The organism is Hydrogenophaga sp. IBVHS1, assembly GCF_002127265.1.
In the GTDB taxonomy this organism is placed as follows: domain Bacteria; phylum Pseudomonadota; class Gammaproteobacteria; order Burkholderiales; family Burkholderiaceae_C; genus Hydrogenophaga.
Map to the genome: position 1 here is coordinate 725,833 of NZ_NFUU01000001.1, position 22,798 is coordinate 748,630.

Annotated in this window: 24 protein-coding genes; 15 read left to right on the forward strand and 9 right to left on the reverse strand. The window is 66.4% G+C overall.

What is annotated here, in order from left to right; translation table 11 throughout:
* Positions 1-15: 15 nt before the first annotated feature.
* The gene (locus CAP37_RS03565) at positions 16-612 is read right to left on the reverse strand and encodes a GbsR/MarR family transcriptional regulator (protein ID WP_086122907.1); all 597 of its coding nucleotides are present in this window, start codon (positions 610-612) and stop codon (positions 16-18) included.
* Between the two features lie 116 nt (positions 613-728).
* On the opposite strand from CAP37_RS03565, the gene dcd reads away from it, so the two are divergent.
* From dcd to CAP37_RS03585, 4 genes are all read left to right on the forward strand, one after another.
* Positions 729-1,301 carry a dCTP deaminase gene (gene dcd / locus CAP37_RS03570; RefSeq protein ID WP_086122908.1) on the forward strand — a complete coding sequence of 191 codons (573 nt, stop codon included), beginning with the start codon at positions 729-731 and terminating at the stop codon, positions 1,299-1,301.
* Between the two features lie 64 nt (positions 1,302-1,365).
* Positions 1,366-2,469, forward strand: coding sequence for a fatty acid desaturase (locus tag CAP37_RS03575; RefSeq protein ID WP_086122909.1), 1,104 nt, complete (start codon positions 1,366-1,368; stop codon positions 2,467-2,469).
* Between the two features lie 57 nt (positions 2,470-2,526).
* Positions 2,527-3,423, forward strand: coding sequence for a neutral zinc metallopeptidase (locus CAP37_RS03580; RefSeq protein WP_086122910.1), 897 nt, complete (start codon positions 2,527-2,529; stop codon positions 3,421-3,423).
* 159 nt (positions 3,424-3,582) lie between these two features.
* A complete protein-coding gene (locus tag CAP37_RS03585; RefSeq protein ID WP_086122911.1) occupies positions 3,583-5,070 on the forward strand; it encodes a DEAD/DEAH box helicase in 1,488 nt (495 codons plus the stop codon).
* Positions 5,071-5,119: 49 nt separating this feature from the next.
* On the opposite strand, the gene CAP37_RS03590 is transcribed toward CAP37_RS03585, so the two are convergent.
* Complete coding sequence (locus tag CAP37_RS03590; protein WP_086122912.1) at positions 5,120-5,959, reverse strand: symmetrical bis(5'-nucleosyl)-tetraphosphatase; 840 nt, start codon at positions 5,957-5,959, stop codon at positions 5,120-5,122.
* Positions 5,960-5,968: 9 nt separating this feature from the next.
* Between CAP37_RS03590 and CAP37_RS03595 the strand changes: the two genes are divergently transcribed.
* On the forward strand, positions 5,969-7,279 hold the full coding sequence (locus tag CAP37_RS03595) for a hemolysin family protein (protein ID WP_086122913.1): 1,311 nt from the start codon (positions 5,969-5,971) through the stop codon (positions 7,277-7,279).
* Between the two features lie 3 nt (positions 7,280-7,282).
* On the opposite strand, the gene CAP37_RS03600 is transcribed toward CAP37_RS03595, so the two are convergent.
* Positions 7,283-9,559 carry an ATP-dependent DNA helicase gene (locus tag CAP37_RS03600; protein WP_086122914.1) on the reverse strand — a complete coding sequence of 759 codons (2,277 nt, stop codon included), beginning with the start codon at positions 9,557-9,559 and terminating at the stop codon, positions 7,283-7,285.
* A 33-nt stretch (positions 9,560-9,592) separates the two neighbouring features.
* Between CAP37_RS03600 and CAP37_RS03605 the strand changes: the two genes are divergently transcribed.
* The 4 genes from CAP37_RS03605 to CAP37_RS03620 all read left to right on the forward strand — a co-directional run bounded on the left by CAP37_RS03605 (position 9,593) and on the right by CAP37_RS03620 (position 12,393).
* Positions 9,593-10,387: a hypothetical protein gene (locus CAP37_RS03605; RefSeq protein ID WP_086122915.1), complete on the forward strand. Its 795-nt coding sequence runs from the start codon at positions 9,593-9,595 to the stop codon at positions 10,385-10,387.
* 83 nt (positions 10,388-10,470) lie between these two features.
* On the forward strand, positions 10,471-10,992 hold the full coding sequence (locus CAP37_RS03610; protein ID WP_086122916.1) for a DUF962 domain-containing protein: 522 nt from the start codon (positions 10,471-10,473) through the stop codon (positions 10,990-10,992).
* A 56-nt stretch (positions 10,993-11,048) separates the two neighbouring features.
* Entirely contained in the window at positions 11,049-11,519 is a 471-nt protein-coding gene (locus tag CAP37_RS03615; RefSeq protein WP_086122917.1) for an Rrf2 family transcriptional regulator, read from the forward strand.
* On the forward strand, positions 11,494-12,393 hold the full coding sequence (locus CAP37_RS03620; protein ID WP_086122918.1) for an NAD(P)/FAD-dependent oxidoreductase: 900 nt from the start codon (positions 11,494-11,496) through the stop codon (positions 12,391-12,393). Before CAP37_RS03615 ends, CAP37_RS03620 begins: the two co-directional genes overlap by 26 nt.
* Before the next feature lie 10 nt (positions 12,394-12,403).
* On the opposite strand, the gene CAP37_RS03625 is transcribed toward CAP37_RS03620, so the two are convergent.
* The 3 genes from CAP37_RS03625 to CAP37_RS03635 are packed head-to-tail and all read right to left on the reverse strand — an operon-like array spanning position 12,404 to position 17,244.
* Positions 12,404-13,198 (reverse strand): metallophosphoesterase, encoded by a 795-nt coding sequence (locus CAP37_RS03625; protein WP_086122919.1) that lies wholly within the window; start codon positions 13,196-13,198, stop codon positions 12,404-12,406.
* A complete protein-coding gene (locus CAP37_RS03630; protein ID WP_086122920.1) occupies positions 13,195-14,163 on the reverse strand; it encodes a diacylglycerol kinase family protein in 969 nt (322 codons plus the stop codon). The genes CAP37_RS03625 and CAP37_RS03630 overlap by 4 nt, the downstream gene beginning before the upstream one ends.
* A gap of 30 nt (positions 14,164-14,193) precedes the next feature.
* The gene (locus tag CAP37_RS03635; protein WP_218776819.1) at positions 14,194-17,244 is read right to left on the reverse strand and encodes a transglycosylase domain-containing protein; all 3,051 of its coding nucleotides are present in this window, start codon (positions 17,242-17,244) and stop codon (positions 14,194-14,196) included.
* A gap of 178 nt (positions 17,245-17,422) precedes the next feature.
* Here CAP37_RS03635 and CAP37_RS03640 point away from each other — a divergent pair, with 178 nt between their 5' ends.
* The 4 genes from CAP37_RS03640 to CAP37_RS03655 are packed head-to-tail and all read left to right on the forward strand — an operon-like array spanning position 17,423 to position 19,997.
* The gene (locus CAP37_RS03640) at positions 17,423-18,328 is read left to right on the forward strand and encodes an RNA polymerase sigma-70 factor (protein WP_086122921.1); all 906 of its coding nucleotides are present in this window, start codon (positions 17,423-17,425) and stop codon (positions 18,326-18,328) included.
* Positions 18,329-18,371: 43 nt separating this feature from the next.
* A complete protein-coding gene (locus CAP37_RS03645; RefSeq protein WP_086122922.1) occupies positions 18,372-18,830 on the forward strand; it encodes a carboxymuconolactone decarboxylase family protein in 459 nt (152 codons plus the stop codon).
* Positions 18,831-18,853: 23 nt separating this feature from the next.
* Positions 18,854-19,591: an SDR family oxidoreductase gene (locus tag CAP37_RS03650; protein ID WP_086122923.1), complete on the forward strand. Its 738-nt coding sequence runs from the start codon at positions 18,854-18,856 to the stop codon at positions 19,589-19,591.
* A gap of 16 nt (positions 19,592-19,607) precedes the next feature.
* Entirely contained in the window at positions 19,608-19,997 is a 390-nt protein-coding gene (locus tag CAP37_RS03655; RefSeq protein WP_143435869.1) for a hypothetical protein, read from the forward strand.
* Between the two features lie 9 nt (positions 19,998-20,006).
* Here the strand turns inward: CAP37_RS03655 and CAP37_RS03660 are convergent, their stop codons facing one another.
* The gene (locus CAP37_RS03660) at positions 20,007-20,246 is read right to left on the reverse strand and encodes a SlyX family protein (protein ID WP_086124801.1); all 240 of its coding nucleotides are present in this window, start codon (positions 20,244-20,246) and stop codon (positions 20,007-20,009) included.
* Positions 20,247-20,424: 178 nt separating this feature from the next.
* On the opposite strand from CAP37_RS03660, the gene CAP37_RS03665 reads away from it, so the two are divergent.
* On the forward strand, positions 20,425-20,862 hold the full coding sequence (locus CAP37_RS03665; protein WP_086122925.1) for a hypothetical protein: 438 nt from the start codon (positions 20,425-20,427) through the stop codon (positions 20,860-20,862).
* A 9-nt stretch (positions 20,863-20,871) separates the two neighbouring features.
* Here CAP37_RS03665 and CAP37_RS03670 read toward each other — a convergent pair whose 3' ends face one another.
* Both CAP37_RS03670 and CAP37_RS22110 read right to left on the reverse strand, forming a co-directional pair.
* A complete protein-coding gene (locus CAP37_RS03670; protein ID WP_086122926.1) occupies positions 20,872-21,639 on the reverse strand; it encodes an SDR family NAD(P)-dependent oxidoreductase in 768 nt (255 codons plus the stop codon).
* Between the two features lie 102 nt (positions 21,640-21,741).
* Entirely contained in the window at positions 21,742-22,338 is a 597-nt protein-coding gene (locus CAP37_RS22110) for a glycine zipper 2TM domain-containing protein (protein ID WP_306297824.1), read from the reverse strand.
* Between the two features lie 208 nt (positions 22,339-22,546).
* Here CAP37_RS22110 and CAP37_RS03680 point away from each other — a divergent pair, with 208 nt between their 5' ends.
* Positions 22,547-22,789: a hypothetical protein gene (locus CAP37_RS03680; RefSeq protein ID WP_086122927.1), complete on the forward strand. Its 243-nt coding sequence runs from the start codon at positions 22,547-22,549 to the stop codon at positions 22,787-22,789.
* Positions 22,790-22,798: the final 9 nt, after the last annotated feature.

Here is a 22,798-nt window from a genome sequence, read left to right on the forward strand (position 1 = left end):
GGTTTGATCTCCTGTTCAGGCGGCGTCGGGCAGCTTCTCGGGCCGCGCGCCGCGCGCGCCTTTGCCGGTCAGTCGGTCCTTGAGTTCGAGCACACGCGTCACCGTAGCGCCCATGCCCATGAGCTGCATCGCGGTCTCGGGCGCGAGCTTCTGCACGTCGTCGAACCAGGTCATGAGCCGGTCGATCAGATCGTGCATCTGCCGCATGCGCTCCTGGGCGTGCTGCTCGGCCTCTGTCCTGGGGGTTTCCAGCAGCGCGGTGCGCAGCATCGAGAGCGTGGGCTCCACCTCGCGGCGGCGCCGTTCTTCGGCCAGCACGCGAAAGATTTCCCAAACATCGGCCGGCGCCTCGAAGTACTCGCGCCGGTCGCCCGGCTGGTGGCGCAGGCGCACCAGGCGCCAGGCCTGCAGTTCCTTCAAGCCCATGCTCACGTTCGAGCGCGAGAACTCCAGCGTCTCGGCAATCTCGTCGGCGTTGAGCGCGTTGGGCGAAATGAAGAGCAGGGCGTAGATCTGCCCCACGGTGCGGTTGATGCCCCATCGGCTGCCCATTTCCCCGAAGTGGGCGACGAATTCTCGGTTCAGCGGGGGGAGGTGGTCTTGCAGCGGCATGGGCGCCACTGTATCGCGTTCAGATTGAATTTTCAGTAATTACTGAAATTCCGGAAAGTTCATGGGGGCTCTGACGAAGGCGGGCGCGCCCGGCGCGCCACCTACAATGCCGCCCCATGAGCATCAAAAGCGACAAATGGATCCGCCGCATGGCCGAACAACACGGCCTGATTTCACCCTTCGAGCCCGGCCAGGTGCGCGAGGTGGATGGCCGCAAGGTGATCAGCTACGGCACCAGCAGCTATGGCTACGACATCCGCTGCGCGCCCGAATTCAAGGTGTTCACCAATATCCACAGCACGGTGGTGGACCCGAAGAACTTCGACGAGAACAGCTTCGTCGACATCAACAAGGAAGTGTGCGTCATCCCGCCCAACAGCTTCGCGCTGGCGCGCACCATGGAGTACTTCCGCATCCCGCGCAATGTGCTCACCATCTGCCTGGGCAAGAGCACCTACGCGCGCTGCGGCATCATCGTTAATGTGACGCCCTTCGAGCCCGAGTGGGAAGGTTATGTGACGCTGGAGTTCAGCAACACCACGCCACTGCCGGCCAAGATTTACGCGGGCGAAGGCTGCGCGCAGGTGCTGTTTTTCGAGAGCGACAAGGACGATGTGTGCGAGGTCAGTTACAAGGACCGTGGCGGCAAATACCAGGGCCAGGTCGGGGTCACGCTACCAAAAGCCTGAGCACGCTTCAGTCCTTGACCTGCGTCAAGGCCATCGGAGGAGGGCGGGTCTAGCATCCCCGCCCATGTCCAGTCTCCCTCCCTCCTTCACACTCCCCGATCCCGTTCCCGCTGGCCAGCCGCTGCCACACCGCAAGGTGATACGCGGTTGGCTCGCGCCCATTGTCGAGCGCCGCACCGTGCAGGCCGTTGCACTGCTGGTGTTCGACTGGCTCGTGTTCGGCGCCCTCATGTCCGGCACGGTGCTGCTCGGCGCGTGGTGGGCCAAGCTGCTGTGCGGCCTGGGCGCGGGCTTCATGATCGGCCGCCTCTTCATCATTGGCCACGACGCCTGCCACCAGAGCTACACGCCGCACCGGAGCTTGAACCGCGTGCTGGGCCGCATCGCCATGCTGCCTTCGCTCACGCCCTACAGCCTGTGGGAGGTGGGGCACAACGTGGTGCACCACGGTTACACCAACCTCAAAGGCGTGGATTTTGTGTGGGCGCCGCTCACGCGCGACGAATACGAGGCCCTGCCGCCGGCCCGCCGCGCCATGGAGCGCGCCTACCGCAGCGGCTTCGGCCCGGCACTGTATTACCTGGTGGAAATGTGGTGGCGCCGCATGTTTTTTCCGCGCAAGGCTTACATGGGCACGCGCCGCGCCGAGTTCGTGTGGGATGGCCTCTTCGTCGTTGCCTCCGCCCTGGTCTGGATCGGTGGGCTGGTGGTCGCTGCGTTGGCCACCGGCCAGTCGGTCTGGCTGCTGCTGGGCATGGGCTTCGCCGTTCCCTTCCTGTTCTGGAACGCCATGATCGGCTTTGTGGTCTATGTGCACCACACTCACACGGCGGTGCAGTGGCACGACGACAAAGCCGCCTGGGCCAGGGCGGCACCGTTCGTTTCCACCACCGTGCACCTCACCTTTCCCCTGCGCATCGGTGCGCTGCTGCACCACATCATGGAGCACACCGCGCACCACGTGGACATGAGCATCCCGCTCTACAAGCTCAAGGGCGCGCAGCGCCTGCTGGAAAGCGCGCTGCCCGGGCGCATCATCGTGCAGCGCTTTTCCTGGCGCTGGTATTTCGACACCGCGCGCCGCTGCAAGCTCTACGACTTCAGCCGCCGATGCTGGACCGATTTCCAGGGCCGTCCAACCAGCCCGGTGGCGGCCGCAACGGTGTGAGGTGCGCCCCATAATGCAGGTACCCGCGGCCGTATTTGCGCCGCCGAGGAGCCACGCATGAAATGGGAAAACAACCGCGAATCCGATCAGGTGGAGGACCGTCGCTCACAACCGGGTGGTGGTGGGGGCTTCGGCGGCCTGGGCGGTGGCGGCCGTGGGAGAGGCATCGGCATTGGCACCATCGCTGTGGCGCTGGTGGCGGGCTGGATCTTTGGCATCAATCCCCTCACCATTCTGGGCGCCTTGAGCGGTGGCGACATGGCGCCGACCGCTCAGGTGGAGCAGGCGCAGGGCCCGGCACAGGCGCCCACCGACGACATGGGCAAGTTCGTGGCTTCTGTGCTGGGGGGTACCGAAGATGTGTGGGGGCAGGTGTTTCAGCAAGCCGGCTCTCAGTACCAGAAGCCGCGCCTGGTGCTCTTTCGTGGCGCCACGCCCACCGCCTGCGGCACAGGCCAGTCGGCCATGGGGCCGTTTTACTGTCCGGGCGACCAGAAGGTCTACATCGACCTGAGCTTTTACGAAACCTTGCGCCGCCAGCTGGGCGCGCCCGGCGACTTCGCGCAGGCCTACGTGATCGCGCACGAGGTGGGCCACCACGTGCAGAACCTCATGGGCATCACCGACCAGATGGAGAAAATGCGCGGGCGCGTGAGCGAGCGCGAGTACAACGCCATGTCGGTCCGGCTGGAACTGCAGGCCGACTGTTTCGCCGGCCTTTGGGCACACCACAACCACAAGTCCAAGGCCATTCTGGAACCCGGCGATGTGGAAGAGGCGCTGACGGCCGCCGCCGCCATTGGCGACGATGCCCTGCAGCGCAAAAGCCAGGGCCAGATCGTGCCCGACAGCTTCACCCACGGCACCAGCGCGCAGCGTCAGCGCTGGTTCAATGCCGGCCTTCAAAGTGGTCAGGTTCAATCCTGCGACACGTTCAAGGCCGCCGCACTTTGATCCCCCCGCGCCGCCTGCGGCGTCACCCCCAAGGGGCGGCACCTGCGGCCCGGCAAAGCCGGTTCCGCGGTGCTCCTAAGGGTCCATTTGCAGGCGTAAAGCTCACTTTTGGGCCAAAAGTCGTCAAAGTGAGACAATACCGGGCTAACTTTGAAGTCCATGACCCAATCCTTTTCCGAACTTTCCCTCTCGCCTGCCATTGAGCGAGCCGTGGCCGAAATGGGCTACGAGACCATGACGCCGATCCAGGCGCAGGCGATTCCGGTGGTGCTCGAAGGTCGCGACGTGATGGGCGCCGCCCAGACCGGCACCGGCAAGACCGCCGCGTTCACGCTGCCTTTGTTGCAACGCATGCTCAAGCACGAGAACGCCTCGACCTCGCCCGCCCGGCATCCGGTGCGCGCCCTGGTGTTGCTGCCCACGCGCGAACTCGCAGATCAGGTGGCCGATCAGGTCAAGCTCTACGCCAAGTACACCAACCTGCGCAGCACGGTGGTGTTTGGTGGCATGGACATGAAGCCGCAGACCGCCGAACTCAAGAAGGGCGTGGAGGTGCTGGTGGCCACGCCAGGGCGCCTGCTGGACCACATCGAAGCCAAGAACTGCGTGCTCAACCAGGTTGAATACGTGGTGCTCGACGAAGCCGACCGCATGCTCGACATCGGCTTCCTGCCCGACCTGCAGCGCATCCTGAGCTATTTGCCCAAGCAGCGCACCACGTTGCTGTTCTCGGCCACGTTCTCGCCCGAGATCAAGCGCCTGGCCAACAGCTACCTGCAGGACCCGGTCACGATCGAGGTGGCGCGATCCAACGCCACCGCCTCCACGGTGGAGCAACATTTTTACCGCGTGGAAGACGACGACAAGCGCGGCATCCTCAAGCAAATCCTGCGCGAGCGTGGCCTGAAGCAGGCCTTTGTGTTCGTCAACAGCAAGCTGGGTTGCGCGCGTCTGGCGCGTTCGCTTGAGCGCGAAGGCCTCAACACCACGGCATTGCATGGCGACAAGAGCCAGGACGAGCGCCTGAAGGCACTCGATGCTTTCAAGAGCGGTGCTGTCGACCTGCTGGTCTGCACCGATGTGGCAGCGCGCGGCCTCGACATCAAGGACGTGCCGGCGGTGTTCAACTTTGACATCCCGTTCAACGCCGAAGACTACGTGCACCGCATCGGCCGCACGGGCCGCGCCGGCGCTTCCGGTCTGGCGGTGTCGTTCGTCAGCGGGCGCGACGCGCGCCTGATGGGCGACCTGGAAAAGTTGCTGGGCAAGAAGCTGGAACTCGAAGCGCTGGAATTTGAAGCCGACCGCCGCCCCGCTGGCCGCTTCAATGATGGTCAGCGCGCCTGGCAGGCACCGGCTGACGATGACACCACCGAACGCCGCGAAGCGCGTGCCAGCCGCGAGCGACCGGAGCGCACCGCGGCGCCGGGCCGGCCACCCGCACGCGCCCCGCGCGCGCCAGCCGATCCGCTGTTCGACAAGCCCTACGAACCCTCGGCCGCCAGCGATGCGCCGCCTTCCTGGGAAGTGGCTCAGCGCGCCACCACACGCACCGCCTCGCCCAACATCAAGACCCGCAAAAAGGTGCCCGCGCTGTTCAAGAGCGCACCCGCTCCAGCGCCTGCGCCGGTGCCAGAAGAAAGCTGAGGGCAGCGCCCTTGCCCGACCCTGCCAGGCGGCTCGCGCCGCCTTTGCTTCAGGACTTTCCAGGCTTGCGGGCCTGGTCGCAGCGCACGGAAATCCGCTCGACTTCGCCGGGCTTCTGGCCGTCGATGCGCGCGGCCGTGAGGCACCCACCCCACACGCATCCGGTATCGAGCGCCTGCAGGTCGCCCCGGTCCACAGTGCCCAGGGTGGACCAGTGGCCGAATGCGATCGGCACGCCTTCGGTTCGGCGGCCCGGCACGTCGAACCAGGGCATGAAGCCCTCGGGCGCTATGGCCGCGCTGCTCTTGACCTCGAACTCCATCACGCCCTGGGCGGTGCAGAAGCGCAGCCGTGTCAGTGCGTTGACCACCACGCGCAGACGCGAAGCGCCAGTGAGCGATTCGCTCCACAGGGGCGGCTCGTTGCCGTACATGGCGTGCAGGAATTCGATCCAGTCGGCGCCGCGCAAGACTGCCTGCAGCTCACCTGCCAGCGCCATCGTCTGGTCCACGTCCCACTGCGGCAGCACGCCCGCATGCACCATGAGCCAGCCATGCTCGTGCAGGGCCATCGGCCGTGCGCGCAACCAGTCGAGCAGGGCATCGCGGTCTGGCGCGTTCAGGACGTCGTCCAGTGTGTCGCTTCGGTGCAGCTTGCGCACCCCGTGCGCCACCGACAGCAGGAACAGGTCGTGGTTGCCCAGCAGACAATGCGCCGACGTGCCGAGCTCCATCAGCCGGCGCATCACCGGCAGCGATTCGGGGCCGCGGTTGACCAGGTCGCCCAGCAGGTACAGCGTGTCCCGGCTGGGCGAGAACCCGATGTGGTCGAGCAGGCGGCCCAGCGCGGAGTCGCAGCCCTGCACATCACCAATCATGTAAATTGACATCCACGCATTATGGATATCCTCCTCATCGTCTTTCTCACCGTGCTCAATGGCGCGTTCGCCATGTCCGAGCTGGCCCTGGCGTCCAGCCGCAAGGCGCGTCTGATGGCCATGGCCGAGGCCGGTGACAAGGGCTCGATCACCGCACTCAAGCTGCTGGAAAATCCCACGCAGTTCCTGTCGTCGGTGCAGGTTGGCATCACGTCCATCGGCATGCTCAACGGCATCGTGGGCGAGGCCGCGTTCAGCGACGACCTGGGTCTCTGGTTTGAGGCCAATGGCTTCACGGTGGCCACTTCCAACGTGCTCTCCACCGCTATCGTGGTGGTGGTGATCACCTTCATCACCATTGTGTTCGGCGAGCTGGTGCCCAAGCGCATCGGCCAGCTGTATCCCGAGGCGGTATCGCGCTGGGTTTCGCGTCCCATGGCTTTCGTGGCCAAGGCGGCAAAGCCTTTCGTGTGGCTGCTTACGCACACCACGCAGTGGGTGCTCAAGCTGCTGCGCATCGACACCAATGCGGTGCAGCATGTGACCGAAGAAGAAATCAATGCCAGCCTGGAAGAGGGCGTGGACGCCGGCATCATCGAAGAGCATGAACACCAGATGGTGCGCAACGTGTTCCTGCTCGACGACCGGCAGCTCACTTCCATCATGGTGCCGCACTCCGAAATCAAATGGCTGGATGCGCAGGACAGCATCGACGTCGCGGTGCAGAAGGCCTGGACCACCGGCCACTCCTGGTACCCGGTGTGCCGCAACGGGCTCGAAGACGTGGTGGGTGTGATCCACCTGCCGCGCATGCTCGCCCTCCAGGCCGAAGGCAACAACGAACCCTTGATGCGCCACGTGCAGCCGGCGGTGTTCGTGCCGGAAACGCTCACCGGCATGGAGTTGCTGGAGCAGTTTCGCGAGCGCGCCACGCGCATGGTGTTCGTGGTCGACGAATACGGTGTGGTGCAGGGCCTGCTCACGCCGCTGGACATGCTCGAAGCCATCACCGGCGAACTCTCGCCACGTACCTCGGTGGATGCCTGGGCCACGCAGCGCGAAGACGGCGCCTGGCTGGTGGACGGTGCCATGCCGGTTGCCGAACTCAAGTCGCGCCTGGACATTGAAGAATTGCCCGACGAAGACAAGGGCCGCTACAACACCGTGGCCGGGCTCATGCAGACCGTGGCGGGCGACCTGCTGGAAAAGGACGACAGCGTGGACTGCGCGGGCTGGCGCTTCGAGGTGCTGGTGCTCGACGGCCGGCGCATCGACCAGGTGCTGATTTCGCGCCTGCCTGAAATCGAACCCGCCATTGACGCGGGCATCTGATTCTCAAATACCCCACCACGGGGGCAGCAGGCGCCGCACCTCGGCGCGGTTGAACCGGTCGTCCATCAGCACCACCACGCCTTCGTCCTGCGGCCCGCGAATCACGCGCCCTGCGGCCTGCACCACCTTCTGCAGGCCGGGGAACAGGTAGGCGTAGTCGTAGCCCTGGCCGAAGCGCGTTTGCAGCCGCTGGCGCAGATGTTCGTTAACCGGGTTTACCTGCGGCAGGCCGAGCGTGGCAATGAAAGCACCGATGAGGCGGCGGCCCGGCAGGTCGATGCCCTCGCCGAAGGCGCCGCCCAGCACCGCGAAGCCGATGCCCTGGCCCTCATCGGTGAAACGGGCCACAAAGGCATCGCGCTCGGGTTCGTTCATGCCACGCGACTGCGCCCACACGGGAATCGCGGGGTGGTGTTCCTGCAATCGGTCGAACGCCTGCCGCAAATACTCGAAGCTGCTGAAGAAGGCGAGGTAGTTGCCCGGGCGCTCCGCGAATTGCGTGGCCATGACATCCACGAGGCGGTTGAGCGATTCGTCGCGGTCGTTGTAGCGCGTGGAGATGTCTGGCGTCACGCGCACGCGCAGTTGCGAAGGATCAAAGGGTGAAGGCACTTCAAGCCGCGCAGTGTCGTCGGGCAGGCCGAGCAACTGGCTCACGTAGTCCATGGGGCGCAGCGTGGCCGAGAACAGCGTGGCGCTGTGTGCGGCCTCCCAGCGTGGCTTCAGCAGCGGGCCGGGGTCGAGGTTGCGAATGTTCAGCACCGGGTGGCGCGCGCGGCCTGGTGCGGCTTGCGGGCGCGTGAGATCGACCATGGAGTGATCGGCAAACACCTCGGCCACGCGCAGGAAATGCAGCACCTCGAACAGCCAGGCTTGCAGATCGCCATGGACATCGTCACGTTCGTTGGCGAGGTGGTCGGAGAGCTCGCCGCCGTGGCGTTGCAGCGCGTCGATGAATGCACCGGGCAACTCGTGAAGAATCTCGTGGTCTTGCAACTGTGAGCGGGCGAGGGCGCTCCACTGCCGATGCAGCCGGTCCATGGATTTCTTCAGCGCGGCGGGGGTGGTCTTTCGCACGGCCTGGAAGGACGCTGGGTGAAGCTCAGCGCTGTACATCAGCCGGGCGCGCTCGATCAGGTTGTGCGCCTCGTCCACCAGCAGGCCCACCCGCAGTTCCTGATTCAGCGTGAGCGCCCAGGCACCCGCGCTGAGGTCGAAGAAATGGTTGAAATCGCCCACGACCACATCGCTCCAGTGCAGCATGTCCTGACCCAGGTAATACGGGCACACGCCGTGCTGGAGCGCAACGGCACGCAGCGCGGGCTTGTCGAGCCAGCCGGCTTGTGCAGCGTCTTCGCGGGCTTGCGGCAGGCGATCGTAGAAGCCCCGCGCGAGCGGGCAAGCATCCCCGTGGCAGGCTTTGTCGAGGTGCTCGCAGGCCTTCTCTCGTGCCACGAGTTCCAGCACGCGCAGCGGCCGCACCTGCAGGCGTTGCAGGGCATGCAGCGCCAGCTGGCGACCAGGCGTTTTGGCCGTGAGGTAGAAGAGTTTGTGTGTGCCTTGCTCTGGCGCAGCGCGCAGCGCCGCGAACAGCGCGGCCATGGTCTTGCCGATGCCGGTGGGTGCCTGCGCGAGCAGGTGGCGCCCGGCGCCGTGAGCGCGGTACACGGCGGCAGCCATCTCGCGCTGGCCTGGTCGAAATGCCTCAAACGGAAACCCCAGCGACTGCAGCGCCGCGTCGCGCGCCACGCGGTGCAGGCCTTCGGCGCGTGCCCAGCCGGCGTAGCGGGCGCACAGCGTTTCAAAAAATGCCTTCAACTCCACGGCGCTGTGCCACACCGGCAGCACGGTTTCCTGAGCGGTGTCGATGTTGAAGTAAACCAGCGCCACTTCGATGCGCTGCAGCCCGAGTTGCTCGCACAGCATCCAGGCGTACACGCGGGCTTGCGCCCAGTGCAGGGCGCGGTGGTTGTCGGGGATGCGGTCGGCATCTCCCCGGTGGGTCTTGATCTCTTCCAGCCGTGGCGTGGTGGCGTCGAAGCCGTCGGCGCGGCCCTGCACCAGCAGCTCGCCGAAACGCGCGCTGAGTCTGACTTCGCGCTGGTAGCCCGCCTTGCGCCGAGCGGTGACGGTGGCGTGTCCCTGAATGCCGTCCTGCGCGCTGGGCGAGGGCGTGAAACGCAGGTCCAGATCGCCGGTCTTGGCCGCGAACGCGCAGAGCACACGCACCGCCACCGGGGTCGGGGCTGGCGTTTCGTCGGACAGGAAAGAGGCAGGCATCACGCGGCATGGTACTGGATATATAGTCAGTAAATGGACCCGATTGCCGCCGCCCTTACACGCCACCACCACCGGCGCCTGCGCGAGATTCACCGCTCCGCGGGCTGGCCCTGCCACGACATGCTGGAGGTGGAACTGCTCGCCGCCGGTCTGCTGGAGCGCAGGCTTTCACCCGAGGGCTGCGAGACGCTGCGCGTGAGCGACGCCGGCATCCATTGCCTGGCCACGGTGTTTGCGCACAACAAAGCCGTGCGCACGCCGCACGAGGCACTGGTGGAGCGGGTGGCCATCGCCATGGCTCAGGCGGGGCGGCTCGCCTGGCGCGGCCTGATGCTGCGCGTGCCTTTGCCATCTGAACTGTTCGAGGCCGATAACGAGGTGTCAACGCCGTCACACCAACTCAGCGCTTTCGAGTGCGAGCCACCCGCGATGGCCCCGGACCACATGTGGTGCATGGCCTGCCCCGATGTGTTTTCGGTGCGCCACACCACGGTGGAGGCGTACCTGGAACCGGTGGTGCACGAGATCAAGGTCAGCCGCGCGGATCTGCTGGGTGACCTTCGGCGGCCTGCCAAGCGCGCTGCTTACCTGGGCCTGGCCAGCGCCTGCTGGTATGTGCTGGGGCAGGACGCAAAAGGCCGACCGATCGCCCAGCCTGAAGAAGTGCCACCCGAATGCGGTGTGCTGCAGCTCGAAGGCGAGCGCCTGGTGGTGGCGCGCGAAGCACCGCGCCGCGCCGTGCCGCAATTGCCATTCCACGTGTGGATGGCGCTGGCGCGCAGCGGGCCGGCCGCGCGCCCGGAGGACGACGCGCAGTCGCTGTTGTGACGGCTTGCGTGCATCCCCGCTGGCGCAGGCGGGCGACTCTGGCGATGATGTTTACCCGGGGCCGCCCTGACAGGAGACACACCATGAAAACCCTCAACGACCAGCTGAGCAATTACGCCGCCTACCACCGCGACCGGCGCAACATCGTCACGCACTTCATCGGCATTCCCATGATCGTGCTCTCCGTCGTGGTGCTGCTCGCGCGCCCGGCGTTCGAGCTGGCGGGGCTGTCGTTGACACCCGCCACGTTCGCGGTGATCGCCGCCACGCTTTACTACCTGCGGCTGGACCTGCGTTACGGCATCGTCATGGGCTTGCTGCTCGCGGCCTGCCTGGCGTTTGCCCACACCACCGCCACGCTGTCCACCGGCACCTGGGCCACGCTCGGCATTGGCCTGTTTGTGGTGGGCTGGGTGATCCAGTTCGTGGGCCACATCTTCGAGGGCCGCAAGCCGGCCTTTGTCGACGACATCATGGGCCTCATCATCGGCCCACTCTTCGTGGTCGCCGAGTTCGGCTTCCTGCTCGGTTTGCGCCACGAGGTGGAGGCGGTGATCGAGTCGCGCGCGGGCGCGGTGCATTCGGGCCGCGCGCTGGCGAAATAGCTCAATTCCCCTCGAGCGGGAGGGGCATCCTGATTTCATGTAACCTCAGAAGTTACATGAAACTCGATAGCCGACTCTCCTCCATTCTTCACCTCCTGCTGCACATGGCGCAGAGCGATGCGCCCATGACCTCTGAGGCGTTGGCAGCTTGCCTGCAGGGCAGTCCGGTGGTGGTGCGCCGCACATTGGCTGGTCTGCGCAACGCAGGCTTCGTGAGCTCTGAAAAGGGCCATGGCGGCGGCTGGGTGCTGGCTTGCAATCTGCACACGGTGACGCTGCGCGACGTGTACGAGGCCGTGGGTGCGCCCGCCGTTTTCGCCGTGGGCCACCGATCGGACAAGCCCGACTGTCTGGTCGAACAGGCCGTCAACGAGGCCCTGTCGGGCGCGCTGCAGGAAGCTCACAGCTTGCTGGTGCAGAGGTTGGGTCGCGTCACCCTGGCCGACCTTGCGGCCGATTTCAACCGGCGCTTTGCCGAACACCCCCATGCCAGCCACCACCATGAACACCTCCACCGAATCCCTTGACGCCATCGTGATTGGCGGCAGCTACGCCGGCATGTCCGCCGCGCTGCAACTGGCACGCGCGCGCCGACGCGTGCTGGTGGTGGACTCGAACCTGCGCCGAAATCGCTTCGCCAGCGCATCGCATGGCTTCCTGGGGCGTGATGGGCAGGCACCTGATGCCATCGCGGCCGAAGCCAGAGCGCAGCTGCTGGCGTATCCGAACCTGCGATGGCTGGATGGCACGGCGACGCAGGCAGAGCGCGAGGGCGATGGATTTCGCGTGTCGTTGCCCGATGGTCAGATCGCGCAGGCGAGCAAGCTGGTGCTGGCCACGGGAGTGGTTGATGAGTTGCCCGCCATCGATGGTCTGCGCGAGCGCTGGGGTGTGAGCGTGTTCCATTGCCCCTACTGCCATGGCTACGAACTCAATGAGGGCCGCATCGGTGTGCTGGCATCGAACCCCATGTCGATGCACCACGCACTCATGCTGCCCGACTGGGGCACGACCACGCTGTTCCTCAACGACGCCTTCGTGCCCGACGGCGAGCAGCGCGCTGCGCTGGCCGCGCGTGGCGTGAAGGTGGAGGAGGGCGCGGTGACGCGGCTTGTGGATGCATCCACCGTGGAACTGCGCGACGGCCGGCGGTTCGTGATGGACGGCCTCTTCTCCGTGACCAGAACCCGCGTCGCCAGCGCCGTCGCGGATCAGCTCGGTTGCGAGATGGACGAGGGACCCACCGGAGAGTTCATTCGCACCGATGCGATGCAGGCCACCACCGTGCCGGGTGTTTTCGCCTGTGGCGACGCTGCGCGCGCGGCCGGCAACGTGGCGATTTCGGTGGGGGCTGGCGCCATGGCGGGCGCCTCGGCACACCGATCGATGATGTTCGGCTGAACGTGTCGGCTCAGGTGGCACGCGCCACGTCAAGGCGCGTCGCGAGCTGCAGTTCAAACGCCTGACTGGTTGCCACGTGGTCCCATTGCTCGACCACGCAGACACCCTGATCGGCCGACCAGCGCAACACGTTCACCGAGTTGGGCACGTCCCGCCGCACACGGCTCGACACGGCGGTGCCCGCCTGCACCGCCCACATGCGCCGCGCCAGACCGGGCAACGCCAGCACATAGGGCAGGTGGATGTGTCCGCCCAGGACGATGTCGGCACCCGCTGCCGCCCAGGCCTGTTGCGCCGCCGTGTGGCCAATGAGGCGATCGGGTTCATCCTGCGGCCGCATCACTTCAATGGGCTGGTGCACCACCACCACGCGCAGTTGATCGGTACGGGCATTCTTCAACCGCTCTGCCACGCGCTGCACCTGGGTCGATGAGACCTCGCCGTTCTTGTGGCGCAGCGCGCGCGTGGTGTTCACCGCCAGCACCAGCAGATCTCGGGATTCGAATTCAGGTTCGAGTTGCCCACCAAAGGACGCCTGGTGGTTCGCATACGGGTGCGCCAGCCGCGCCCACAGGTTCATCAATGGAATGTCGTGGTTGCCGGGCACCGCCAGCAACGGCGCGTCGATGCGGCTCACAAAAGCTTTTGCCGCCTCGAACTGTGCGGCGCGTGCGCGCTGGGTGATGTCGCCCGAGAGCACCAACAGATCCGGTTTCAGTTGCGAGGCCAGACGCGCGAGGGCTTCCACCACCTTGGGCACCTCGGTGCCGAAATGCGGATCGGAGATCTGCAGGGCGACGCTCAAGCCGCGTCCTTCGCGGTGGTGTCCCGCTTCAGCAGGTACAGCGGTTCGGGCATCACGCGAAACCGCAGCGGCGGCGCCATGCGCGCCACCTCGCCGTCGAACGCCACCTTCATGCGGCGCAGTCGCATCACGCTCGGCGGTTTCACCACCATGTGCTCGAACTCGAAATGCTCGATCCCCTCGGCCTCGCCGAGCGAACCCAGGGCGCCGCTCAGCATCAGCCGCAGCATGCCCAGCGTGCCAATGGGCTTGAGCACCACAGCCGTCACGCGGCCGCTGTCCGGCTTTGCTGCGCCAGTTTTCTGCTCTGCCACCCCAACCTGTTCCAGCTGCAGCCGGTTGTTGCCCACGAACAGCGTGAGCGTGCGCAATTCGCGCTTGATGCCGTCGAGCTCGATGCTCAGCTTCAGGCGGTTCGGTGTCCGCATCAAGGTGGCAAAGGCCGCGCCCAGGGCCACCAGCCGGTTGCGCCCGAAGCGCGACTTCCAGGCCTCCCGGTCTTCCAGCAGTTGCGGGTACAGGCCCACACTGGCATTGACGAGAAACACCTGTTCGTTGATGGCAGCGACCTGCACCGGCACGGGCCGTGCGGCCAGCAGCTGCGCGGTGGCTTCGGCCACGTCGAGTGGCAGGCCGTGCGTGCGAGCAAAGTAGTTGAAGGTGCCGCGCGGGATCACGCCCATGGCGCAGCCCGATGCATGCGCGGCTTGCGACACCGCGTTGATGGTGCCATCACCGCCCACGGCCACGATGGCCGAACGCTCCGCCAGCGCCTGCCTGGCCGCCCTGGCCGCGACTTGTGGCAGTTCGCCGGGCTCGCAATAGTTCAGTTCGCCGGCCCGGCCAGCCGCCTGCAGTGTGGATTCGATCGCTGCGCGGGTGCCGTCGCCGTCCTGGCTGCCGGACCGGCCGTTGAGAATGAAGCGCAGTGTGGCGGTGGGATCAAGGTCGGGTGGGGTAGCCATTCGGGCCAGTTTAGCCCGCGCTGTTCAGGCCTAGGGTTCGCGGGGACACCCGCTGCCTGGGCTGCCGTCGAGGTGGGCCAGCAGCACCGGCCCCATCGAGCGCAGGATCTGCACCGGCAGGCCCGAGGTGAACCGGTACTTCGCCGCGTCGGGCCCCACCACGTAGGCGGTGATGCTGCCGAAGTGCCGGGGACCAAGGTAGAACACGAAGGTGGCGGTGCGGTTCATGGCCTGGCCGCTGCGTCCCTTGATCACCACGCGGTTGTCACCGGTGCCGGTCTTGCCCCCCGGCGACAGGTCTTCCCCGGTTTTGCTCTGGAAGCTGCCGGCCAGCCGCCGCGCTGTGCCGGCCTCCACGACCTCCGACAAAGCCTTCTTCAGCGCCTGCGCCACCTCCGGCGCCATCACGCGTTCGCCTTCGGCGGGCGTCGGGCGCAGCTCGGTTTCCCAAGGCGTGCCTTGCGCGAACTTCACGTCGGCAATGCGGTGCGTGGGTCGGCGCACGCCGCCGTTGACGATGATGCCCATCAGTTCGGCCAGCGCTGCGGGCCGGTCGCCCGAACTGCCGAGCGAGGTGGCCAGCGAGGGCACCAGGTGACCGAAGGGGTAACCCAGGCGGGTCCAGCGGCGGTGGATTTCCAGGAAGGCCTCTACCTCCAGGATGGTGTAGATGCGGGTGTCCTGTGCGTCCTTGGCGCGCGTGCGGAACAGCCAGCGGTAGACCGCCTGGCGTTCGGCGGCGCTGGCCGCAATGGCTTCGCCCAGTGTGGCCTGGGGATGCTTCAGCCGGTAGGCCACCAGCCAGAGTTCGAGCGGGTGCACGCGGGCCACATAGCCGCGGTCCGGCAGGTCGAAGGCCTCGAGCGCAAAGCGCTCGTGCAGGCTGACCAGGCGTTCGGCTTCCGGTGTCCTGTCTCCCAGCCGCGTGGCCAGGAAGACACCCAGCGCTTCGGGCGAGGCCTCGGGCTCCAGGTAGCGGAACACGGCGCTCAACCGATCGGCATTGGGGGTCAATCCATCGAGCAGCATCGCGCGCAGTTCCTGCGGCGTCTGGTTGTCGGTTTTGCGCCAGAAGCGGCGCAGGAAGGCCTGGCCCTCGCGGTCGGCGAAGAGCGCCAGGTAGGCCTCTCGGCGCGGATCGAGTTCGTCTTCCAGCAGCTTCGCCGTGCTGCCGGGCACCTGGTACATGGTGTGGCGCACCACCTCGCGCATGAGGCGCACGAAGGGCAGGTTGATGGACGCCTGCATGGATTCACGCAGGGTCGGGTTGCGGGCGTCGTCGGAGCGGTTGAAGTTGTGGAAGCTGTGCAGCCCACCACCGGTGAAGAACTGCTCGCCGGGATCGGCGGAGAAACGCCGATCCATGGCGGCTTCCAGCATCGCGGGGAGGCTGGTGTCGCTCTGGCCGCTCAGATGGTCCACCGCCCAGCGGGTCAGCGTGTCCTGCCGGCTCACTTCGGTGGCCCGCAGCGCAGCCGGCTCCAGGGTGGCGAGCCTGGCGTGCAGTTCGGACACCAGTTCGAGGTAGGTGGCGAGCACGCGAAGTTTGGCGGTGGAGCCCAGCTCGAGCTTGCTGCCTTCGTTGATGTCCAGCGGCTGCTGCGTGGTGTCGGTCTGCACCCGCACCAGGTTGCCCTGCGGCGTGCTCTCCAGCAGGGTGAAGCTGTAACGCACCTCCGTGAGCGTGGCCGGCTGAAGCAGGCGCTCGCCCATGAGCTGTTGCGAGCTGGCGAAGTCCGGCTCGTTCAGTCGGCCCAGGTAATCGCTCACGGCCTCCTGCAGCTTGCCGTTCAGGGTGGTGCTGGCCTCGGCGTCAAGCCGGTCCAGGCTGTACAGCGACGTGCCGAGCATACCCGCGAGCCGCGTGCGCACGGCGGTGGTGCCCTTGCTGGCGGTGGAGGGCAGCAGCGGAGGGTCCTTCTCCATGTCGCGGAACACCAGCGTCTGCCGCAGGGCAGCGTCGCGCCAGGCGTTGTCGATGATGCCGGCCGTGGCCAGCAGGCGCAGGTGGGAGTCGGTGCTTTGGTCCAGGTCCTTGCGGCCCTGGCCGAGGTAGTGGGAAGGGCGCCGGTGCGCAATCATCAGCGCCACCGCCTGTCGCAGCACTTGCCCCTTCGCGTCGGCCTCGGCAGACGGGTCGGTGAGCAGACTTTGCGCTCGTTCGAAGTCGGTACCGAACCACACCCACAGGCCGTCCGCCAGACCGTGCACCTCGCCGTGGCGCGGCGCGGCAGAGAGCGGGACGGTGTTCATGTAGTCCAGCACCAGCTGGCGGCGCGCCGGCATGGTCTGCGTGCCCTGCTGGTAGGCCCGCACCGAGGCCGAGATCATCTGCCGCAGTTTTTCGCGCGCATCGTGGGTGATGCCACCGGGCGAATGGCGGTACTTTTCGATCTGCGTGGACAGCGTGCTGCCGCCGTGTGTGTCGATGTCGGGATCGATCTGGCTGCCCAGTTGCGAGATCACCGCGCGCGTGAAGCGCACCCAGTCCACCGCCGGGTTCATTTCGGGGCGTTCGGCATCGAGCAGGTCGCGGTTCTCGATGAACAGCAGCGCCTGCACCACCACCGGCGGCAGGCTCTCGAAACGCTCGAAGCGCCGGTAGGGGTAGCGAAACGCGTGCAGCGGCTCACGGCTGCAATCGAGCACGGTCAGGCCGGTGTGGGTTTTTTCGGCGTACGGGGCGAACCAGCCGCGCGCCAGGTGGGCCTGCAGCGATTCGCTCTGGCGTGCTTGCCCGGTGATCTGGAAGCCACGCGCCCGAAGGCGCTCTGCGAAGCCCGGAATGGCCACATAGCCAAGCCTTTCGTCGAATGGCCCTTCGGTCGGGAAGCGGATCTGCTCTGCCGGCCCCGGCGCCACATGGTGACGCAGGCCGGCGGCGTAGCTGTTGAGCTCCCGGGCCTGCCAATAAGAGGTCTGCACTTCGTGCCAGATCAGCATGGCCAGCACCGCACTCACGGTGAACAGGATCAGCAGGGCCATGCGCTGGCGACGGCTCATGCGTCGGGGCGGCTGGTAGCCGGGCGGATCGCCCAGCCCGGCGGTATAGGGTTCCTCACCGAACCGCTGTTCGATCATCGGGGCTTCCCATGGATGCAAGACACCTGACATGTTCCTTCTGTGGGCGTCTGTCGCCTGCCTGCATTGTCAGGGTTCTCCGCGCACGCCCTCACGCGCGCGGGACGGGCGGTGCAGTCCCTCCGACCGGCACGAAGCGAATGTGATCGCTGTCACAAAATGGCGGCTGAAACGTCTGATGAACATGCCGACCGACACCTTCAACCGATTGCGCCCGCGACTGCAGGGCATGGCCTACCGCATGCTCGGCACGTCCGCCGAAGCCGAGGAGGTGGTGCAGGACGCCTGGCTGCGCTGGCACGAGAACCGCCCGACGGACATCGACAACGCCGAGGCCTGGCTGGTCACCGTCACCACGCGACTGGCGATCGACCGGCTTCGAAGCGCCAAAGTGCAGCGCGAGCACTACATCGGCACCTGGCTGCCCGAGCCGCTGATGGCGGAATCGCCGGTTACACCGGAACAATTGGTCGAACGCGCCGACGACGTCTCGGTGGCGTTGCTGGTCCTGCTCGAACGCCTGGCGCCCGAGGCGCGCGCGGCCTTCCTGCTGCGCGAGGTGTTCGACGCCGATTACGGCGAGGTGGCTCAGGCCCTGGGCAAGACGGAAAGCGCCTGCCGCCAGATCGTGCACCGCGCCCGCGAGCAGTTGAAGGACGAGCGACCGCGCCACACCGTCTCGCGCGAGGACCAGCTCCGGTTGCTGCGCGGGTTCGCTGAAGCGGCTTCCAGCGGGCGTTTCGACGACCTCAAGAACCTGCTGGCCGAAGACGCCCAACTGGTGGGCGACGGCGGCGGCAAAGTGCCCAGCTTCGGCGTGCCCATCGTGGGCGACCGTCGGATCGCTCAACTCTTTTACGCCACCCACCGACGATTCGGTGACGCCGTGCGCTTCGAGGTCGTGGTGCTCAACGGGCAGTGGGGCTTGCTGCGCTTCGTCAATGGCGCGCTGGAATCGGCACAGTCGTTCGTGACGGACGGCCAACGCATCCTTCGCCTGCACGTGCAGCGCAACCCCGACAAGCTCGCGCGCATCGCCACCGCACTCGGTCGCGAAGGGTCTGTCACAAAGCCGCCGACCTGACCGTCTTGTGAGGTGTATCCCAACCACCTCATCAAGGCGAATCATGAAAACCGCAAGACTTCCCTGGACCGACATCGCACCCAAGACTTTCCAGGCCATGGTGGCCGTGGGCGCCACCACCGCAGGCTCCACGCTGGGCGTACCGCTCATGGACCTGGTGAAAACGCGCGTTTCGCAGCTCAATGGCTGCGCGTTCTGCGTCGACATGCACGTGCGCGACCTGCGCAAGCACGTTGAAACCTGGCAGCGCATCAACAGCCTCGTCACCTGGCGCGAGGCGGACCTCTACAGCCCGCGCGAGCGCGCTGCGCTGGACTGGGCGGAGTCCCTGACCCGGCTGGTGGAACACCACGGAAGCCGCGACACCGAGTTCGCCGCACTCCAGGCGCAGTTCAGCGACCAGGAGATCGTCGAGCTGTGCTGGACCATCGCGCAGATCAGTGCCTGGAACCGCGTGTGCGTGGGCCTCCGCGCGCCGGTGCCCGAAAAAGACATCGCCTGAAACCACTCACACAAGGAGATCCCATGAACATCGTGATCATCGGAGGCACCGGCCTCATCGGAAAACAGCTCACCCGCCTGCTCGAACAGGCGGGACACGCCGTCACCCCTGCCTCGCCTTCCAGCGGCGTCAACGCCGTCACCGGTGAAGGGCTGGACGCAGCCCTGGCGGGCGCGCAGGTGGTGGTGGACGTGACCAATTCGCCTTCGTTCGAGGACGAGGCCGTGATGCACTTTTTCCGCTCGTCCACCCGCCACCTGCTGGAGGCCAGCGCGCGCGCTGGCGTGCAGCACTACGTGGCGCTGTCGGTGGTGGGCTCGGAGCGTGTGCCCGACAGCGGTTACTTCCGAGCCAAGGTCGCGCAGGAAGCATTGATCCGCGCGGGTGGCGTGCCTTTCACCATCCTGCGCGCCACGCAGTTCCACGAGTTCCTGATGCCGATCGCCCAGGTGAACACCGAAGGGGAGACCGTGCGCCTGCCCTCGGCACCGTTGCAGCCCATTGCTTCGGCCGATGTGGCGGCTGCGCTGGCGGACGTTGCCGTGCAGGCGCCTGCCAACGGCATGCTGGAAGTGGGCGGGCCGGAGGCGGTGCCGCTCGACGCCCTCATCCGGCGGGTTTTCCAGGCCCGGCAAGATGCGCGCGAAGTCGTCACGGATGACCAGGCGCGCTACTTCGGTTCCCGCATTGGCAAAGACACGCTGATTCCCGGGCCCGGCGCGCGCCTGGGAGCGATCACGGTGGCGCAATGGCTCGGCTAGCGCGAGAATGCGCGCCATGCGCACGCCACACCACCTCTGCCTGATCGTCCTTGCCTGTCTTCTTGCCCCACCGGTCTGGAGCCAGGCCACGCTGGATGGCAACTGGCGCGCCACCTTCGCCACCGAGGGTGCAGAAGGTCGCGAGGCCATGGTGGAGCTGAAGGGTGGCACCGGCACCTGGACCACCTACGCCCGCAGCGACAAGGACAAGCGCGACGCCTGTGTGGGCCGGCCGCTGCCGCTGTCCATCACCGGTGACCCTGCCGCCAGGCTGGACCTGAAGCTGGATGCTTCGAGCGCTGTTGCCGGCTGCCGCGACCGCAAGGCCACGCTGCAACGCACCGACGACAAAACGCTCGAAGGCACCTTCGACAACGGGCGCACGATCAAGCTCGTGCGGCAGTAGCCGCAGCGTTCAATAGTGCGGCGGCAGCTCGTCGCGCGGATCGCGGGGGGCCACGGAAGCGCCACTTTCTCCGCGCTGGCGCAGGCGGCTCACCTCGCGCAGCAGCAATTCGATCTGATCCTGCTGGCGCGCGACCTGCTGGTTGAGGGTGTCGAGCAGGTCCTCGGCGTAGCTGGCCTTGATTTCCAGCTCGGTGAGGCGTTGTTCGGTGTCGTTGAAAGAGGCGGGCGGGGCTGTGGGGGGCGTCATGTGCGTATTGGACCCCATGTCTGCCACCGCACAGACCGCGGCTGTTTCAAAGGCCAAGCTTCGAGGCTGAGGAGGCATGCGGGATGCCTCCCTGTGCCCAGGAGAAGAAGCATGGCTCCGATCGAAATGCAGGCCCATTTTCCGGTCCTCGCCGTTCCTCGACGAAATCGAGAGTCGGGTGCCGGTCCTCTCGCCCATCGATCACTGGGCCACCACCGCTCAGGCTTTTGCCGAGAGTGGCGGTCTTGCCAGCGGCGACGAGTTGTCCGAGCTGATCCGGCACCGCTGCGAGGAGAACGCCGAGTTGTCGATCGTGCAGCCGGTTTCGCTGGTGGCCCGCTGGATCGTTTCGCAATCGGTGGTCGCGATCGAGAGTCCGTGGGGTTTCATGTTGCCCTTGTTCCAGTTCGATCTGCCGCGAGCCGCCGTGCATGCCTGCATGCGCCCACTGCTGTCCGACCTGCGCGGCGTGTTCGAGGACACCGAGCTCGCGCTCTGGTTCGTCACGCCCAACGACTGGCTGGCCGGCGCCTGCCCGGCGCAGGCCATGCATGAAGATCTGCAGTCGGTTCGAAGGGCCGCGCGAACCGATCGCTTCGTCGCGGTCGGCGTCTAGAAGCTGCCTTCAGCGGGCGAGGTAGCCGCCGTCCACCGGGTGGTAGGAGCCGGTGACGAACGAGGCTCGATCCGAGGCCAGCCAGGCCACCAGTTCTGCCACCTCTTCGGCCTCGCCAAGGCGACCGATCGGGTGCGCCGCGATCAGCATTGCCACCGCGGCGGCATCACTTTCGAGCGGCTGGATCATGGGTGTGCGGATGAAGCCCGGGCCGACCGCATTGACCCGGATGCCCTGCGTGCCGTACTCCAGCGCGGCGGTGTGGGTGAGGCCCACCACGCCGTGTTTGGCAGCGGCGTAGGCCGGTGCCGTGGCGAACCCGACCGAACCCAGGATGGTGGCCACATTGACCACCGCGCCGCGGGAGCCGCAGCCACTTGGGTGGTTTCGCAGCATCGCCTCGATCTGGTATTTCATGCCATAGAACACGCCGCTGAGGTTCACCCGGATCACGCGCGCCCACTCCTCGAGCGGGTAGTCGGCCGTGGGCAGGCTCTGGCCGCCCACGCCAGCGTTGTTGCAGGCCACGTCGAGTCGACCGAAGTGCGCGCAACAGCGCTCCACCAGGTTCTTGCAATCGCTGGCATTGCCCACGTCGGCAACCACTGCCAGCACCTCGCTGCCCAGCTCGCGCACCATTTCCGCGGTGGCCTTGGCGCTGGCCGCGTCAATGTCACTCACGAGCACGGCTGCGCCTTCGCGTGCGCACACCAGGGCAACCGCCCGGCCGATGCCGGAACCGGCGCCGGTGACCAACACCACTTTCTTCTTCAACATGTCAAATTTCCAGCCACGCCTTCGCGGGCAAAAAAATCCACGCCGAGCTCGGGGCAAGCCCCGCGCGTGGCGTGGAAAGGGGGGGAGATCGGTGCGAGGTGTTCAGATGCGCGGCTCGCCGTTGCCGTTCACCAGGATGGTGCGTCCCGGTGGTGTCGTCATCTGCACGTAGTGCGTCGTGCCGCGGAAGTTGTAGGTCACTTCCCAATATTCGGTGGCGGCGCTGGTGTCGGTGGTGCAGCGTTGCACGTCCTGCGTCTGCGGCGCGTTGTTGCGGCCCACGTTGGAGCCCACGGCGGCACCCGCCACGGCGCCACCCACGGTGGCAATGTCGCGGCCCGTGCCGCGCCCGATCTGGTGACCCAGGATGCCGCCGATCAGACCGCCGGCAATCGCGCCCGGCACGTTGTGCCGGGGCTGGGCCACGGGCTCGCGCTCGATCCAGCAACGCTGCGGGCCCGGAGCGACCACGGCGCGCATGGAGGTCACATTTGCCTCGTAAAGGGTTTCATTCGGACGGCGGCGGTAGTCGGGTTGCGCCATCGGCTGTCCGGGCTGCGCCTGCGAGTCGGGGTAGGGATAGCCGGGTGGCGCGGTCTGGTAGTCCGGGGCCGCGCAGCCGGCCAGAAAGATGGCGCCGCAGACGGCCATCACTGCACCACTCTGGCGCAGTGCGAGGAAAGACTTGTACTGGTTCATGGTGATCCTTTCAGATCTGGAAACGATGCACCGAATTTGCGCGTTGATAGCGGCCGGGTCTGTGCGCTGGCGCTCATTCACCACGTTCCCGTCACGGGCTTGCAACGGGCACCTGCGTGCGTCAACGAACAGACGATGCGCCCCCTCTGGCCTACAACCCATGAACGCTGCAAATCGCCAGCCCCTTCACCGTTCATCAGGAGCTGCCATGTCAAAAACTGTTTCTCTGCAACCCAGCTGGGACACCTCTTCGTACGGTGAGCCGGCGGAGATTTCTGCGCTCAACCGCTCCGCTTTGAGTGAGCACCTGAGCCTGTGCGGTGCCTTGCGCAGCCCGGTGCAGGCGGCCTGGGGAACGGTGTCTGGCGTGGTGGGATGGATGTCCGAACGAACGGTGACCGCCGCCTTGATGATCATCGTGCTGGCCAGCGCCGCATGGCTCGTGTTCTGAGTCAATGCC

Excerpts from the sequence above, each read along its gene's own strand:
- CAP37_RS03630 (WP_086122920.1), bottom strand. The coding sequence starts at position 14,163 with ATGGCTACCCCACCCGACCTTGATCCCACCGCCACACTGCGCTTCATT.
- CAP37_RS03655 (WP_143435869.1), top strand. The coding sequence starts at position 19,608 with ATGCGCACGCCACACCACCTCTGCCTGATCGTCCTTGCCTGTCTTCTT.
- CAP37_RS03650 (WP_086122923.1), top strand. The coding sequence starts at position 18,854 with ATGAACATCGTGATCATCGGAGGCACCGGCCTCATCGGAAAACAGCTC.
- CAP37_RS03565 (WP_086122907.1), bottom strand. The coding sequence starts at position 612 with ATGCCGCTGCAAGACCACCTCCCCCCGCTGAACCGAGAATTCGTCGCC.
- CAP37_RS03640 (WP_086122921.1), top strand. The coding sequence starts at position 17,423 with ATGAACATGCCGACCGACACCTTCAACCGATTGCGCCCGCGACTGCAG.
- CAP37_RS03680 (WP_086122927.1), top strand. The coding sequence starts at position 22,547 with ATGTCAAAAACTGTTTCTCTGCAACCCAGCTGGGACACCTCTTCGTAC.
- CAP37_RS03590 (WP_086122912.1), bottom strand. The coding sequence starts at position 5,959 with ATGTCAATTTACATGATTGGTGATGTGCAGGGCTGCGACTCCGCGCTG.
- CAP37_RS03670 (WP_086122926.1), bottom strand. The coding sequence starts at position 21,639 with ATGTTGAAGAAGAAAGTGGTGTTGGTCACCGGCGCCGGTTCCGGCATC.
- CAP37_RS03595 (WP_086122913.1), top strand. The coding sequence starts at position 5,969 with ATGGATATCCTCCTCATCGTCTTTCTCACCGTGCTCAATGGCGCGTTC.
- CAP37_RS03585 (WP_086122911.1), top strand. The coding sequence starts at position 3,583 with ATGACCCAATCCTTTTCCGAACTTTCCCTCTCGCCTGCCATTGAGCGA.
- dcd (WP_086122908.1), top strand. The coding sequence starts at position 729 with ATGAGCATCAAAAGCGACAAATGGATCCGCCGCATGGCCGAACAACAC.
- CAP37_RS03615 (WP_086122917.1), top strand. The coding sequence starts at position 11,049 with ATGAAACTCGATAGCCGACTCTCCTCCATTCTTCACCTCCTGCTGCAC.
- CAP37_RS03605 (WP_086122915.1), top strand. The coding sequence starts at position 9,593 with ATGGACCCGATTGCCGCCGCCCTTACACGCCACCACCACCGGCGCCTG.
- CAP37_RS03580 (WP_086122910.1), top strand. The coding sequence starts at position 2,527 with ATGAAATGGGAAAACAACCGCGAATCCGATCAGGTGGAGGACCGTCGC.
- CAP37_RS03600 (WP_086122914.1), bottom strand. The coding sequence starts at position 9,559 with ATGCCTGCCTCTTTCCTGTCCGACGAAACGCCAGCCCCGACCCCGGTG.
- CAP37_RS03610 (WP_086122916.1), top strand. The coding sequence starts at position 10,471 with ATGAAAACCCTCAACGACCAGCTGAGCAATTACGCCGCCTACCACCGC.
- CAP37_RS22110 (WP_306297824.1), bottom strand. The coding sequence starts at position 22,338 with ATGAACCAGTACAAGTCTTTCCTCGCACTGCGCCAGAGTGGTGCAGTG.
- CAP37_RS03635 (WP_218776819.1), bottom strand. The coding sequence starts at position 17,244 with ATGATCGAACAGCGGTTCGGTGAGGAACCCTATACCGCCGGGCTGGGC.
- CAP37_RS03575 (WP_086122909.1), top strand. The coding sequence starts at position 1,366 with ATGTCCAGTCTCCCTCCCTCCTTCACACTCCCCGATCCCGTTCCCGCT.
- CAP37_RS03645 (WP_086122922.1), top strand. The coding sequence starts at position 18,372 with ATGAAAACCGCAAGACTTCCCTGGACCGACATCGCACCCAAGACTTTC.
- CAP37_RS03620 (WP_086122918.1), top strand. The coding sequence starts at position 11,494 with ATGAACACCTCCACCGAATCCCTTGACGCCATCGTGATTGGCGGCAGC.
- CAP37_RS03660 (WP_086124801.1), bottom strand. The coding sequence starts at position 20,246 with ATGACGCCCCCCACAGCCCCGCCCGCCTCTTTCAACGACACCGAACAA.